Below are 15,008 nucleotides of genomic sequence, written 5' to 3' on the forward strand. Positions count from 1 at the left end.
CTCGCCGCATCCTGCGGCGGCGCACCCCTGGCGGTCATCAAGGAATACATCGAAAACCAGAAACGTCCCGGCTGAGGACAACAGTGCGGACCCGTGCCCCAGCACAGGTCACCCCCATCCTGAGAAGCGCTTCCTCCCAGGCGTGAACACCCAGGGTTCCACGCTAGATCACACTGAACGGCTTCTCCCTCGACCTCGCGGAACAGTGGCGAGTGTCATGAACCAGGCCATGTCTCACTGCCGGTGGTGACGGAAAGTGCTGTTACCCGAAGAGGATGCGGTGGCGCAGGAAGGTGCAACCTGTTCGTCGGTGCATTTGGCGCGCGATCAGCTTGGTCTTGATGTTGACGCCCTCGGTGGACCCGTTGCTGCACGGCAGGGTGAGCGCGGCGGTCACGGCGTCGCGGCCTCAGTCCAGGCCGCTGGCGAAGGCGTGCAGGTCGGCTGCTCGGACGAGGGCGATTTCGCGCATGAGTGTGTCGGCGTTTTCGGCGTGCCGCGCAAGGAGCGGGGCAGTCCCCAACAGCTGAGGTCAGTCCCGACGGAAGCCGCACCCAACGCCTTCGACATCACCTTCGGCGGCCGGCTCTCCGCCGCCCGCCGATAGAAACCGACAACCGAGTTACACCACTCGCTGACACACCCGCGCCGAGGAAGAACACGCTGCCCACCGCGTCACCGGCGTCAGCAAGCCAAGCGCGTCGCCTTCGCCCGGTCGTTGACCGGTCAGGGGTCGCCCGTGAGAGTGAAATCCGGCCGGACGTGCTCGACGCGGTGCGGCCGGGTCCCTCTTCGGGGGCTCCGGGCCGCCCTCCGCCACAACTCCATTGTCCGAACGCGTGGTTGGCACCGTCGTCCGGTGAAGACGTGGTGCCTGGGCAAGGTGCGGTGGCCGTGTGCGGGGTCCGGTCCTGACAGGCCGCCTGACCAGCGATTATCCGGGATGGGTCGTAGCTTTGAAGGGCTCCGGGCCCTCGACCCTCGCGGGCCGGTCAGCCACCGGGTGTGGCATAGCCTCCTGGATCCGACCGTCCGGCGTGCCGCGCGCACCACTGTGCCGCGCGCAACCGCCTGGCCCGTGCGGCCCCATCCGACCGGACCTCTAGGAGTAGCGCGTATGCAGCGCAAGCCCGCCCACATCGCCATGTTCACCGTGCCGGCAGCCGGGCACATCCATCCCGGGCTGGAGATCATGCGGGAGCTCGTGGCGCGTGGACACCGCGTGACGTACGCCGTCACCGAGGAGTTCGCCGCCGCCGTCGAGGCGGTCGGCGCCGAATCGGTGCTGTACCACACGACCATGCCGTCCGAGGAGCGCGGCGAGAAGTACCCGGAGGAGGACATCTCTGCGGTCACCATATTCCTCGACGAGGCGGTCCACGTCCTGCCGCAGATGACCGCCGCGTACGAGGACGACCGGCCGGACCTCGTCCTGTACGACATCGGAGGCTGGGCGGGGCTTGTCCTCGCCGGGCGCTGGGGCCTCCCGGCCGTGCAGATCTCACCGACCTTTGTCGCCTGGAAGGGGTACGAGGAGCTGATGGCTCCGGTCGTCGAGGCGCGGATGCAGGATCCACGCGGCGTCGAGTACTACGCACGGTTCTCGTCGTGGCTCGCGGAGAACGGCGTGGAGTCCCCGCCGGACCGGTTCGTGGCCCTCCCCGAGCGGGCGGTGGTCACCATCCCCAAGGCTCTCCAGCCGCACGCCGAACTGGTCGACGAGTCCGTCTACACCTTTGTCGGTCCATGCCTCGGTGACCGCTCCCACCAGGGCGACTGGCGGCGGCCGGCCGGAGCAGCCAAGGTCCTCCTCATCTCGCTGGGTTCCGCGTACACCAACGAGCCGCAGTTCTACCGCGCGTGCTTCGAGGCGTTCGGCGGCCTCGACGGCTGGCATGTGGTGCTCAACGTCGGACGCCACGTCGCCCCGGACTCACTCGGACCCTCACCCGGCAACTTCGACGTGCGCCCGTGGGTCCCGCAACTGGCGATCCTGCGACAGGCGGACGCGTTCCTCACTCATGCCGGCATGGGCGGCACGATGGAGGCCCTGGCCTGTGGGGTACCCATGGTCGCGGTGCCCCAGGCGGTGGACCAGTTCACCAACGCGGAGGCCATTGCGGGACTCGGCGTCGGCCGGCACGTGCCGAAACAGGAGGCGACCGCCGCTGTACTGCGGGAGGCGGTGCTGAGTCTGTCGGAGCCCGCTGTGGCGCGGCGGTCGCGGGAGCTGCGGGAGGAACTACGCGCTGCCGGTGGTGCTCCGCGAGCCGTCTCGGTGATCGGGTCGTACCTGCCTTGAGTCTTGTCCTGCGGTGCCCCGGCTCCAGCCTGCCCCGGCCGGACGCCGGGGCAGGTCCGGGCGCATGCCGGACCTGCCCCGGACGGCTCAGCCGCGGTGCGCAGTGGTGGGGTTCCGCGGACGCCGGTGCCCGGTCCGGCGGCTGTCAGGACGGGCGGGCGAGGTCAGGTGCCACAGGGACGCCCATTGCTGGGCCGTGAGCTCCTTCGGGAGAACGTGCGGTGACAGCCGGTGGGTTCCCAGCCAGTCCCGCAACTCGTTGCGGTTGATCCGCCCCGTCCGGTGGAGGATCTCGCGCAGCCCGTGCCCCTTCCCGGTGAAGACCAGTCTTACGAAGTCCTGGTATCCCCTGCGGTCCTCGGCCAGCGGAGTGGCGCGGCGGGTCATCGTCAGGAGGCCCCCGTCGACGGCGGGAACGGGCCGGAAGGAGCGAGCGGGAACTCGTGAGTGCAGTTCGAAGTCGTACCACGGCCACCAGCTCGCAGTCAGCATGCTCGCGCCTCCGACGCCGGCCCGCCGCCGGGCGACCTCCCACTGGACCAGCAGCACCGCCGTGTGCCACTGGTCCGAGGCGAGGAGGCTTCTCAGGATGGAGGTCGTCATATGGAAGGGGACGTTTCCCACGACCACGTGGGGGTGGCGGGGGAACCGGAAGCGCAGGATGTCCGCGCAGACCACGCTCACGTGCCCCGGGGTCTGCTGGTCCAGGCGCCGCGCACGCCGGGAGTCGATCTCGACGGCGGTCAACCTTCTGCCCAGCCGCATCAGAGGCAGGGTCAGGGCGCCGTCACCGGCGCCGATCTCCACGATCGGCCCAGTGGTCCTCGCGACAAGCTCTTCTATCTCGGCGATCACCGCACGGTCGACCAGGAAGTTCTGGCCGAGCTCGTGGCGTCCGCCGTGCTGGGGATAAGGCATGTGTGTGCTCCGTGAATAATCGTCGGAGCCAGGCAGCCGAGAGTGCCGCACTGGCAGTGACCCGAGGTGCGGCGGAGCTTGGTCGAGAGGTGAGGACAGCCCGCCGCTAGGCGCGGCGGAGCCTCATGAAGCACACATATCCCATGCCGGAAACCCTACCTGACGGCCTGACGGCCGCCAGGTTGAGTACCAATCAGGTACGGGGCGGCCCCCCGGCGGGCCGCCCCGGTCACCGGAGAAAGCCGCGCCGCTCCCCCCAGCCGTCGGCGACGTCGGCCTCGAGCTGGTTGAGCCGCGCCGTAACCACTTGGTCGAATCCGTCCATGAAGTATTCGTCGCCCTCCACGGGGGCCACGGATTCGCCGCCGGTCACGAACGTCTCCACCACCTGGAAGAGCGTGGTGCCCGGCCGTACGGTGCCGATGCGGTAGCGGTCCGCCCCGCGTAGTCCGGGGAAGGCCGCCTCCCGGTACAGGTATACGTCCCCCAACAGGTCCACCTGCACCGACACCTGGGGATGCGCGGTGGAGCGCATGGTCTCGGGCCTGATCCGGACGAGTTCGGCGTCGACTCCTGTCATGAGGCTGTTCAACGCGTACCCGTAGTCGATGTTCAGAGTGGGGGTCAGAGCGGCAGCCTTCTCAGCGAAGTGGTGCAGCTCGGCGTGGAGTTCGGTCCGTTCGTCCTGGGACAGCTTCCCGTCCGGCCTGCCGCTGTAGTCCTCGCGCAGGGTCACGAAGTCAAGCGGCCGGTCCGGCGCTGCATCGTTGAGCTCGGCGACGAAGTCGACGAGGTCACTCAACCGCGAGGCCCGTCCCGGAAGGACGATGTAGCTGAGGCCGAGCCTCACCGGCTCGGACCGCTCGGAGCGCAGCCGCTGGAAGCGCTTGAGATTGTCGCGCACGCGGGTGAAGGAACCCTTTTTACCGGTGGTCGTGGCGTATTCGGTGTCGTTCAGCCCGTAGAGCGAGGTGCGCACCGCGTGCAGGTTCCACAGGCCTTGGTCGGTGCGCAGCTTCTGTTCGGTGAGGGCGAAGGAGTTCGTGTAGAGGGTGAGTTCGAATCCGCGCCGCGCGGCCCTGTTCACGAGTGTGCCCAGCGCGGGGTTGGTGAGCGGCTCCAGGCCGCCGGAGATGTACATGGCGTCGCGGTGGTGCGCCGGAACCTCGTCGATGACGGAGGCAAACATCGCGTTGCCGTCGGCCAGTGCCGAGGCCTCATAGCGGGCCCCGGTGACCCGTACACAGAAGTGGCAGCGGAACATGCACGTCGGCCCCGGATACAGCCCCACGAGACGGGGGAAGGCGGGCTTGCGGTCCAGGACCGTGCTGAACACACCCTCCTTTTCCAGGCCGAGTACGGTCTGGCTCCAGTAGCGCCCGGACGGACCGTTCTCGACTGCGGCCCGCAGCGAGGGAACGCGTCCGAAGATCTCCAGTAGCCGATCGAACGCGGCGCGGTCGGCCCCCAGTTCGAGGCGGACCTTTTCCAGCGGGAGGAACGGCGCGTTCCCGTAAATCCTGGCCAGGGCGACCAAGTGGCGAGCGACTGTGCTCGTCTCCGTGGCCGGGACGAGGCCGGCGCCGATCAGTTCGTAGTGCAGCGCCGCCGCCGCGGCGGCCGGGTCGCTGTCGGGAATCGCGCACTTCGTCACGAGGCTTGTTGCGGAATCCTGCACGGTCATGGGCCCTCCCACATGTCGATACGGAGCCGTTCGTTCAGCCGGATGACACCAAGCCCTGATCACCGGACCGGGACTGCTCCCACCGGGCGGTCAGTTCGGACCCTCTGGAGGCCGCCAGCCGCACGATGTTGCACACCCGGCGGATGTCTTCACGGGAGATGGTGGATCCCGTCGGCAGCGCCAGCACGCGCGCCGAGAGCTCTTCGGTGTGGGGCAGGTGTGCGTCCTGCCGGGACCTGTAGGGCTCCATCCGGTGACAGGGCGGTGAGAAGTAGCGCTGTGCCACAACGTTCTCCGCTCGGAGCAGAGCTAGGAGCAGGTCGCGGGGCAGGCCGGTGATCTCTTCGTCGACCTCGATGATCACGTACTGGTAGTTGTTCAGTTCTTCATGGTCGAAGTCGATCACGCTGACGCCCGGCAGGCCGGAAAGTTCCGCGCGGTACTGTTCGTAGTTGCTCCGGTTCTGCCGCACCACGTCGTCGAAGGCGTCGAGCGAGGTGAGTCCCATAGCTGCGGACGCCTCACTCATCTTGGCGTTGGTGCCCCCGGCGTCGTTGGCGCTCTTGAGACCGAATCCGAAGTTGGCCAGGGAACGGATGTGATGGGCGAGGTCGTCGTTGTCCGTGACGACGGCCCCTCCCTCGAAGGCGTTGACGACCTTCGTCGCGTGGAAGCTGAACACCTCGGCCTCGCCGAACCCTCCGACGGGTCTTCCCTGCGAGGTGCAGCCGATCGCGTGGGCGGCGTCGAAGAACAGCCGGACACTCGTGTCAGCGGCCACCTTCTCCAGCGCGTCCACATCACAGGGTCTGCCCCAAAGATGTACGCCGAAGATCGCCGAAGTGCGGGGGGTGATGGCGGCGGCCACCTTTTCGGGGTCGAGGCAGCCTGTGCCCGGATCGATGTCACAGAAGACCGGCTCCATCCCGAGCCACCGCACCGCGTGCGCGGTCGCGGCGAAGGTCAGCGAGGGCATGATCACTTCACCGGTCAGCTCTGCCGCGTGCACGAGGAGCTGGAGTGCCGAGGTCGCGTTGCAGATCGCGACGCAGTTGCGGACCCCCGCGAGGTCGGCAACCCGCTCCTCGAACTCCCTCGCCAGCGGGCCGTTGTTGGTCAGCCACTGATTGTCCAGTGCCCAGGACAGTCGGTCGAACAGTCGCGCACGGTCGATTCCGTTGGGGCGTCCGACGTGAATCTGCTGAATGAAACTGGCATGTCCTCCGAAGAGCGCCAGATCGCCGAGATCTCGCTTCATCGTCCTGCCTCCTTACCGCGGTCGACGGATCTTTCGCCCGCCGTTTTGTGCCGTTCCGGGGCTTCTACCGTCCAGGCCGCCGCCGGCCCCGCCCCGGCGGGGAGCGGCGCGGGCCGAGCCGCTCGTACGCCAGGAACAGGGCGGCCCAGTGCCGCGCGTCGAGGTCCTTCACCCGGGTGCCCGGTGTCACCTCGGCACGGTGCAGCCAGGCGGCCGACCGGTCGCGCAGGATCTGTTGCCCCGCCGCCCCGACCGTCAGGTGACCGGTGGTGAACACCAGTCGGACGAACTCCTGGTAGGCGGCCCGGCTCTGCCACGGCACGAGCGGACGGGAGTCCGGCTCGACCAGCAGGGTCATGGTGTCGGTCCTGGGGACGGGCGTGAACTCCCGGCGGGCGAACTCCAGGCCGCCCCGGAACGAGAACCAGGGCTCCCACTGCGCGTTGAACAACGTGCCGCCCCAGTGGCCGACCCTCTTGAGCGCGTACTCGCGCTGCATCAGCAGGACGCCTTGCCGGGCACGGTCGGGCCCCAGTTCGAGGCAGCGGCGCAGAATGTCGGTACCCGACCCGAAGGGCAGGTTGCCTATCAGGTGTAAGGGGCCCTCCGGCGGGCTCCAGCCGAGGAAGTCCTGATTCACGACCGTGACGTACGGCGGCATCAGCGTGCCGAGCCGCTCTGCCCAGTGCGGGTCGATCTCCACGGCCACCAGCGGTCGGCCCGCCTTGGCGAGAGCCTTGGTCACCGCTCCGGCACCGGGCCCGATCTCGACGGTCAGCGCCGAGCCGGAGGTGTCGAGCTGGGCGGCGAAGCGACGTGCCGACGCGGCCGACCGAAAGAAGTTCTGGCCCCACACTCGCCGGCGGTCTCCCGCGCCGGCGGGGACTCCCGTGGCAGCGGCGCGCGGAGAGACCGGCCGCTTCCGCTCGTCTCGCCGCGCGCCCCGCGCGTCGGCCTGTCCGGTCCGCCGCGCCTGTCCCGTGGACATATCCGAAACCTCTCCCGTGTCTGGTGGACGACACCGCCGTCCAGGTTCTTGCCGACCGCCACTCGGTGTGCCGGCTCAGGTCCTCGCGTACGCGCCGAGGTCGGCAGCGAGGTCGGCAGCCACCCGGGCCCTCAGCGCGGTGCCGTCGGCGGTGTGTTCCTCGGCCAGCACCTCGCCATGGGTGTGGACCCGGGCAACGAGGCTGCCCGCGGTGTACGGGATCAGGACGTCGACCAAGACCTCCGGGTGCGGCAACTCGGCCTCCAGTAGGGCGAGAAGCCCGTCAAGACCCAGCCCGGTGCGCGCTGAGACGACGACGTGACGGGGTTCGGCCGCCGCCAGGGCGGCCAGTACCTCCGTCGAGGCGGCGTCGGCCTTGTTGATCACGACGATCTCCTGCACGTCCGCAGCACCGACCTCTCGGATGACCTCGCGCACGGATGCCAGTTGCTCCATCGGTGCGGGATGTGAGCCGTCGACCACGTGCAGGAGCAGGTCGGCGTCGGCCACTTCCTCCAGCGTGGAGCGGAATGCCTCCACAAGGTGGTGCGGCAGGTGGCGGACGAACCCCACGGTGTCCGTGATCGTGTATCCACGGCCCCCCGGCGTGGTGGCCCGCCGTACAGTCGGGTCGAGGGTGGCGAACAGGGCGTTCTCCACCAGCACTCCGGCGCCCGTGAGCCGGTTGAGCAACGACGACTTGCCGGCGTTGGTGTAGCCGGCGATCGCGACCGAGGGCACTTGGTTGCGGCGCCGCTCCTGGCGTTTGAGGTCACGTGCGGTCTTCATCTCCGCGATCTCCCTGCGGAGTCTGGCCGTCTTCTCGCGGATGCGCCGCCGGTCGGTCTCGATCTTCGTCTCACCGGGGCCGCGGGTGGCCATGCCACCGCCGGACGATCCCGAGCCGCCGCCCATCTGGCGGGAGAGCGATTGGCCCCAGCCGCGCAGGCGCGGCAGCATGTACTGCATCTGGGCCAGCTCCACCTGGGCCTTGCCCTCGCGTGACGTGGCGTGCTGCGCGAAGATGTCGAGGATCAGCGCGGTGCGGTCCACCACCTTCGCGTCCACGACGTTCTCCAGGCGCACGAGTTGGGCGGGGCTCAGCTCGCCGTCGCACACCACGGTGTCGGCGGCGGTCTCCCGGATGATGTCCCGCAGTTCCTGTGCCTTGCCGGAACCGATGTACGTCGCGGCGTCGGGCTTGCTGCGACGCTGGATCACCCCGTCGAGGACCAGAGCGCCCGCGGTCTCGGCGAGCGCGGCGAGTTCGGCCAGCGACCGCTCGGCGTCCTCGGCGGTGCCGCCGGTCCAGACTCCGACCAGGACCACCCGCTCCAGGCGCAGTTGCCGGTACTCAACCTCGGTGACATCGGCCAGCTCGGTCGACAGGCTGGGGACGCGCCGCAGGGCCGCCCGGTCCGTACGGTCGTACTGCTCGCCGTCGACGTCCTCGGCACCGGTCCGGGCGACGGCATCGTCCATCAGGGCGTCGGCCCTCACGGGATCCCGGGGGTGCGGCGATGCGGAGGTCACGTGAGTCCTTACGTGGTCGGTGCGGCGATTTCCGGTCACAGGCGGGCCGGAGACCCGGGATACCGGGGCGGGATCCTTCCCGTGCGTGTCAGCGGCGTGGCACGGTCACCGTCGTCCGCAGGTGTGGACCGGCCGGGGTGGCGCCGACCTGGAGGGCGCGTTCGCCGGTCCCGGGCCGCCAGCCGTGGCTCTCGCTGTTCCAGTACATGAGTTGCTGCCGGTCGACGGCGAGGGTGACCCGCTTCTCCTGGCCCGCCCTGAGCGCGACCTTCGTGTATCCGACGAGCTTCCTGTCGGCCTGCGGAGCGGTCACGTCAGGGCTGGGACCGAGGTAGACCTGCACCACTTCCTGCCCGTCGCGGGTGCCGGTGTTGCGTACGGTCAGACGGACCCGGAGGCCGTCCGCGACCGGTACGGCCTCCAGGTCGTCATAGGCGAACGAGGTGTAGGACAGGCCGTGCCCGAAGGGGAAGAGCGGGCGAATGCCGTTGCGGTCGTACCAGCGGTAGCCGGTGAGGATGCCCTCCGAGTACGCCACCTCGCCGCCGGTGCCCGGATAGCGCTGCGGGTCGCCCGCCACGGGGTGCTGGTCCTCGCTCGCCGGGAAGGTCTGGGTGAGTCGGCCGCTGGGGTTCGCGTCCCCGAACAGCAGCGCGGCCGTGGCTTCGGCGCCTTCCTGCCCCGGATACCACATGTTCAGTACGGCGGCGGTGTCCCGAAGCCAGGGCATGAGGACGGACGAGCCGGTGTTGAGGACGACCACCGTGCGCGGATTGGCCTTCGCGACCGCGGCTATCAGCTGGTCCTGGCGGCCCGGGAGGGACAGGGAGGTGCGGTCGACGCCTTCGCTTCCCTCGTCCTGGACAAAGACGACGGCCGTGCGGGCCCCCGCCGCGGCGGCGACCGCGCGGTCGAAGTCCGCCGCTGCCGCTTCCGGGGTGACCCAGGAGAGATCCACCGACAGCGGGCTGTCCTGCCAGGCCCAGCCGCTCATCTCGACCTGATGTGTACCTCGGGTGAGGGGGAGGACCACACTGGTCCGGTCGCCGTAGACCGCCGCGGCCACGATGGGGTCCTGACCGGCGATCTGGAGTGTCACCATTCCGCCGAGGGCGCCCAGGGCGATGCGGTAGTCACCGTCGGCCGGGACGGTGAGGGCGCCCCGGTAGAAGGTCGCCCTGCCGCCCTGTTCAAGTTGCCTGCCGTTGTGGAAGGCGGGGGTGAGCGCATGGTCCGGCAGCGGCACGCCCACCAGGTCCTCGCCCGCCTCGTAGGTCACCGTGGCGCTGTCGCCCGCGCGGTCGCGAAGGGCGTCCAGCGGCGCGGTCGCGCGGTCGGGGACGACATAGGCGCTGCCGAGACCGGAGACTTTCGGGCGCTTGGCACCGTCCCCGATCACGGCGATGTCGGCCCCGGGGCCGCCGGCCAACGGCAGGGTGCGGTGCTCGTTGCGCAGCAGCACCGCACCATTCTCGGCGATCGTACGGGCGGCGTCCCGGCCCGCTTGCGGGTCGCGGTCGGGGCGCGCCGGAGGCTTCTTGGCGAGCAGGCCGAAGCGCTCCATCTGCCCCACGATGCGGATCACGGAGCGGTCGAGCAGGGCTTCGGGGACGGTGCCGCTCTGGATGGCGGCCTTGAGCCGGGCGCCGAAGTACCTGGCGTCGGGTATCTCCTCGCCTGGGGCGGGCTCGTGGTCGAGGTCGAGGCCCAGTTCCTGGTCGAGGCCCTTGGTGATGTCGGAGGTGTCGCGAGCGGCCAGCCAGTCGGACATGACCCAGCCGGTGAACCGCCACTGTTCGCGCAGCACGTTCTGGAGCAGTTCGGCGTTGCTGCACGAGGGACTGCCGTTGACGCCGTTGTAGGCGCACATGACGGAGGCGGCGCCGGCCTCGACGGCTCCACGGAATCCCGGCAGCTCGAGCTCGTTGAGGGTCTGCTCGTCGACCGTCACGTTGACGCCGTCGCGGTTGTCCTCCTGGTTGTTGGCGGCGTAGTGCTTGACCGTGGCCATCAGCCCCTGCCCCTGAATGCCCCGGACCTGGGCGGCGGCCATCCGTGCGGATACCAGCGGGTCTTCGCTGAACGTCTCGAAATTCCGGCCGCCGTACGGGACGCGGATGTTGTTGACCATCGGGGCGAGGACGACGTCCTGTCCGAACGCCCTGCCTTCGCGGCCCAGGACCTTCCCGTACTCCGTGGCGAGGCCGTCGTCGAAGCTCGCGGCGAGGGCCACAGGGCTGGGCATGGCGGTGGCGCGGCCTCCGTTCAGCCGGATGCCGACCGGTCCGTCGGACGCCTGCATGGGAGGTATGCCGAGGCGCGGGACGCCCGGCAGGTAACCGACGCCCTTGACCGGCGGGGCCCCCTCAGGACCGGTGGTCCAGTGGAGGAAGGTGAGTTTCTCGTCCAGCGTCATCCGGCCGACCAGGTCCCGTACATGCCCGGAGGCCTCCTTCCCGGCGTCCGGGTCGGCCGCCGCGACGCCAGGGCTGAGCAGTCCGCCCAGGCAGGTGAGGACGACGGCCTGTCCCAGCAAGCGCGTGGACCGGCGCGCCCGGGCACGCCTGCCGGTGCGGGGGCCCACCCCACCGGCTTCCGGAGACAGTGTCGCCCCGGCACGCTTACGGAACGGCATGTCCCTCCCCTTCGTCGGCTCCCGCTGATCCCGTGGCAAGGCTTCCGGAGAGCGGGGCGCGAAACGAGGTTCGCCGGTCACACACTTCGCCCCCGCAGCAGTGACCGGTCCATCAGGGTGGGCGGTACGGGCCTGGGAACAGGGCACCGCGCAGCGGCCGAGGATCCAGGGGTGTGAAAGGGCTGCCGGGTGCGGGGCCGCACCCGGCGGCCGGACGGCGTACGGACCGGCGGCAGTGGGCGCGGAACCGTCGTGGTCCCCAAGTGTGTGTCCTGCACACCTCACCCGGCCGGGCCCGTCCGGGTGAAGGTGGTCGGGGCCGGGTCCGGCCGTGATCAGCACATTGTTCTGTCTGTACCCGAAGGAGAGTGATGCGGCCGATGCCCGAGGTCCGAAGGAAAGGGGAACCGGGAGAGCCTGACCTGGCCTCGGTGTCCGAGGCATGCGCCGCGCTGCTGGCCTCCCTGCCGCGTGTCGACCAACGCAGGAAGGGCGAGCTGTACGTACACGGGCTGCTGACGGCGCCGGGCCGCAAGACCATGCGCAATCTTGCCGCCCTCACCGACGAGCGAGCGGCTGAGCAGAGCTTGCACCACTTCATCAGCTGCTCGACATGGGACTGGACGGCGGTGCGCGCCACGCTCGCCCGCCTTCTCGACCGGGTGCTGTCTCCGCGCGCCTGGGTGGTGCGGTCGATGGTGGTGCCGAAGACCGGCAGACACTCGGTCGGCGTGGAACGCCGGTTCGTACCCGCTCTGGGCGAGACCGTCAACAGCCAGCACAGCTACGGCCTCTGGCTCGTCTCGGAGGCGGCCGCCGTACCGGTCAACTGGCAGCTGTCGATCGGCAAGGGCCGGCCGCAGGCCAACCGCGGGCCGGAGCGCGCGGCGGTCGAGGACGCACCGACCGGCGACAGCGCGGCGGTGCAGGCAGTACAGGCGGTGCAGGCGGTGCTGAAAGCCTCTGCCTGGGGCATCGAGCCGCGGCCGGTGGTGATGGATGCCCGGGACTCCGCGCTGTCGCCGCTGGTCGAAGCCTTCTCCGCGGCGGGTCTGCCCTTCCTCCTGCGGATCAGCGGCGGCTCCACACTGCTCGCTCCCGAGCTCTCCCGAGGAGAGAACAGGGTCGCCGCGGCGTCCGCGGAGCACCTGCTCGGACGGGCCAGGTCCCAGCGAAGGCCGGTGGAGTGGATCGACCCGGCCAGCCCCGGGGCCCGGCACACCAGCCTCATGGCGCCGCTCCAGGTCATCTGGCCCGGACTTCACGATCCCCTGCCACCGCGACCCTACGCCCTGGCCGCGCCGGGGGCTCCGTCCCGGACCGCTCCCGGCGGGCTCCCGCTGACGCTGCTCGGCAAGTGGAAGGCGCACGAGCGCGATGTGCAGGAGGTGTGGCTCACCAACATGACCGACGCGGGATACGGTCCTCTGCTCCGCCTGAGCAAACTCACCCGGCGAGTGAACGCCGACTTCGCCCGCGTCAGCACCGAGGTCGGCATCCAGGACTTCGAGGGCCGTTCGTACCAGGGCTGGCACCGGCACATCACACTCGTGTGCGTGGCACACGCTCTGCGGCTGCTGGGCACCGGCGAGCTGCGGGCAGGGTGGACCGAGCCCGCTGCTACAGCTGCGTACCGGGCCGGTGACCGCCGCGGCCCGGTCGCAGTGACTCACGGACCCGCTGGAGGCGCAGGGCGAGCTGTACCTCCAGGGCTTGGTCCGGTCGCTGCCATTCCCGGTCGAGCAGCTGGGTGATGCGGTCCAGGCGCCGGGACACGGTGTTGGGGTGGACGTGCAGCACCTGAGCGGCCCGGATACGGCTGCCCGCCGAGTCGAAGTACGTTTCCAGCGTCGCCACGAGGCTGGTGCGCCGGCGGGCGTCGTAACTCAGCACCGGCCCGACGACACTCTCGATGAACCCGGGGACGTCGTGGCTGTCGGCGAGCAGCATTCCCAGGAAACCCAGGTCCTGCGAGCAGGCTGCCTGTCCCTTCCCGTCCAGCGCGACCAGGGCGTCGACGCAGCGCACCGCTTCCTGGTAGGTGCGGCCGACCGCTTCGGCGGTGTGTGCCGGTCCGGCGCCTCCGGCGGTGACGGGCCGGCCGAGCAGGGCACTTAGTTGGCGGGAGACCTCGCGGGCTCCCGCTCCCGGATCGTCCCCGGGGAGCAACAGCACGGCTTGGCCGTCCCGCACGGCCTTCATGCCTCCCAGGCTGTGGGCGACAGAGATCGCCCACTCGACCCGGGGCTGCTCGGCCCCCTCGGGGCGGGCGACGACGACCACATGCGGACAGTCCAGCTCGACAGGTGGCAAGCGGGCGCGCACCCGGTCACGCTCGGAGACCGGCGGGGGGGTTATCAAGTCGTCCAGGAGGCCGTCGTCCACCCGCCCCTGGGAGGGGGTGGTGCTCCGCGTCATCAGCAGCGTCGCGACGCTCTGGGCGATGGCGGGCAGCATCTCCAGGTGAGTGGAGTCGAACGTCTCGCCGGGATGGTACAGCAGCCAGCCGAGATCGTCGGAGCGAGCGGCCAGAGGCATCACCCAGGAGCCGGTGGACAGGCGGAGGGGGCGGCCGGCGGCCAGGGCCTGGACATGCGCCCTGCCCAGCTCACCTTCGTCCGGCGGCGGAAGGCCCCCCACCGCCGCCAGTCGGCCGCCGGCGCGATCGCGGACGTGCAGAGCGCCACCGACCTCCCGTACCGAGCGGACCAGGAGTTCGTGCAGCCCATCGCCGTCCAGGACCAGCTGTGAGAGGTCGGCCCGGAGTTCGCCCGCCTTCCGTGCGGCGTTCAGCTCCGCTCGGGCGCGGGACGCGTCCTGCCGGGCCTCTTCCAGTTCGGTGCGGGCGTCATCCAGTAACGTGCCGCGGTCGACCGCGTTCGCCGCGAGGTCGGCGAGCGAGCGGAGCAGCGCCACCTCGTCCGGAGTGAAGAAGTGGACATCGCGGTGGCCGACGTGCAGATCGCCGATGTACCGGCCGTCGAAGCGCAGAGGCACCGACAGAACGGCGTGCAGACCTTCGGCGCGGACCATGCCGTCGGTGACACTGTCATGCGCAACCCGCTCATCGGCGAGGTAGTCCGCACTCCAGCACACAGGTTCACGCGCGTCGACGGGGACCACCAGCCCGCCTCCTCCGGGAATCCGGAAACCGGGGGTCAGGGCCGTGGCGGCGCCGACGGCCGAGGCTACACAGGAGTCGCCGTTCACCTCGTCGAGGAGACTGACGAACGCCACGTCCATGGCGAGCAGCAGCCGGGCGCGCCCCACGATCAGCCGTAGGGCCGCCTGCAGCCCGGGTGAGCGGGCCAGGTCTCGGGCGGTGTCGACAAGCACAGCCAGCTCCGCCCCTCGTCGGTGTCTTCGTCCGAAAAGGTCACGGACTTCCAGGGCCAGACGTTTGGCGATCATCAGCCGGTCCAGCGTGGCCTGCCCCACACCGTCCCTGCTCGCCTGGTGAACCAGCTCGTCGTACCGCGTCACAGGAGCCTCCCGGGCCAGGAGTTCGAAAAAGCCGAGCCCGTGGTCCTGCAAAGCTGAATCAGTACCAGTCATACGCCCACCTGTCACACATGATCACATCGGTCAAGAAATCGAAAACTAAAGGTCAGCACCTCGCAAGTCCAGATTGTGGTACGCGATCCAGCCACCCCCATCGCTGCCTGCAGGTCCCCCTCACCCCGGGCCCGG

General features: G+C 69.9%; 9 protein-coding genes and 2 pseudogenes. 4 read left to right on the forward strand and 7 right to left on the reverse strand.

The features are described from left to right. The 3 genes and pseudogenes from PJ985_RS23510 to PJ985_RS22355 all read left to right on the forward strand — a co-directional run. Positions 1 to 75, forward strand: a pseudogene (locus PJ985_RS23510) (IS200/IS605 family transposase); the annotation flags it as partial. A gap of 181 nt (positions 76 to 256) precedes the next feature. Further along, positions 257 to 607: a hypothetical protein gene (locus PJ985_RS23515; protein ID WP_443033567.1), complete on the forward strand. Its 351-nt coding sequence runs from the start codon at positions 257 to 259 to the stop codon at positions 605 to 607. A gap of 510 nt (positions 608 to 1,117) precedes the next feature. Next, positions 1,118 to 2,302 carry a macrolide family glycosyltransferase gene (locus PJ985_RS22355; protein WP_271685701.1) on the forward strand — a complete coding sequence of 395 codons (1,185 nt, stop codon included), beginning with the start codon at positions 1,118 to 1,120 and terminating at the stop codon, positions 2,300 to 2,302. An 87-nt stretch (positions 2,303 to 2,389) separates the two neighbouring features. Here the strand turns inward: PJ985_RS22355 and erm (PJ985_RS22360) are convergent, their stop codons facing one another. From erm (PJ985_RS22360) to PJ985_RS22385, 6 genes are all read right to left on the reverse strand, one after another. Then, on the reverse strand, positions 2,390 to 3,220 hold the full coding sequence (gene erm / locus PJ985_RS22360) for a 23S ribosomal RNA methyltransferase Erm (RefSeq protein ID WP_271685702.1): 831 nt from the start codon (positions 3,218 to 3,220) through the stop codon (positions 2,390 to 2,392). A gap of 229 nt (positions 3,221 to 3,449) precedes the next feature. Continuing rightward, positions 3,450 to 4,904 (reverse strand): dTDP-4-amino-4,6-dideoxy-D-glucose ammonia-lyase, encoded by a 1,455-nt coding sequence (gene desII / locus PJ985_RS22365; protein WP_271685703.1) that lies wholly within the window; start codon positions 4,902 to 4,904, stop codon positions 3,450 to 3,452. A 34-nt stretch (positions 4,905 to 4,938) separates the two neighbouring features. Then, a complete protein-coding gene (locus PJ985_RS22370; protein ID WP_271685704.1) occupies positions 4,939 to 6,162 on the reverse strand; it encodes a dTDP-4-dehydro-6-deoxyglucose aminotransferase in 1,224 nt (407 codons plus the stop codon). A 64-nt stretch (positions 6,163 to 6,226) separates the two neighbouring features. Beyond that, positions 6,227 to 7,018: a 23S ribosomal RNA methyltransferase Erm gene (gene erm / locus PJ985_RS22375; protein ID WP_443033568.1), complete on the reverse strand. Its 792-nt coding sequence runs from the start codon at positions 7,016 to 7,018 to the stop codon at positions 6,227 to 6,229. A 207-nt stretch (positions 7,019 to 7,225) separates the two neighbouring features. Further along, positions 7,226 to 8,632 (reverse strand): GTPase HflX, encoded by a 1,407-nt coding sequence (hflX, locus tag PJ985_RS22380; protein ID WP_271685711.1) that lies wholly within the window; start codon positions 8,630 to 8,632, stop codon positions 7,226 to 7,228. Positions 8,633 to 8,771: 139 nt separating this feature from the next. Further along, entirely contained in the window at positions 8,772 to 11,318 is a 2,547-nt protein-coding gene (locus PJ985_RS22385) for a beta-glucosidase family protein (protein WP_271685705.1), read from the reverse strand. A gap of 371 nt (positions 11,319 to 11,689) precedes the next feature. Between PJ985_RS22385 and PJ985_RS23520 the strand changes: the two genes are divergently transcribed. After that, positions 11,690 to 13,072 carry an IS701 family transposase gene (locus tag PJ985_RS23520; protein ID WP_443033569.1) on the forward strand — a complete coding sequence of 461 codons (1,383 nt, stop codon included), beginning with the start codon at positions 11,690 to 11,692 and terminating at the stop codon, positions 13,070 to 13,072. On the opposite strand, the pseudogene PJ985_RS22395 reads toward PJ985_RS23520, so the two are convergent. Next, positions 13,062 to 14,873, reverse strand: a pseudogene (locus PJ985_RS22395) (helix-turn-helix domain-containing protein); the annotation flags it as partial. The gene PJ985_RS23520 and the pseudogene PJ985_RS22395 sit on opposite strands and share 11 nt — an antisense overlap. Between the last annotated feature and the right edge of the window lie 135 nt (positions 14,874 to 15,008).

The sequence above is a fragment of the Streptomyces sp. ACA25 genome (genome assembly GCF_028200735.1).
Classification (GTDB): Bacteria; Actinomycetota; Actinomycetes; order Streptomycetales; family Streptomycetaceae; genus Streptomyces.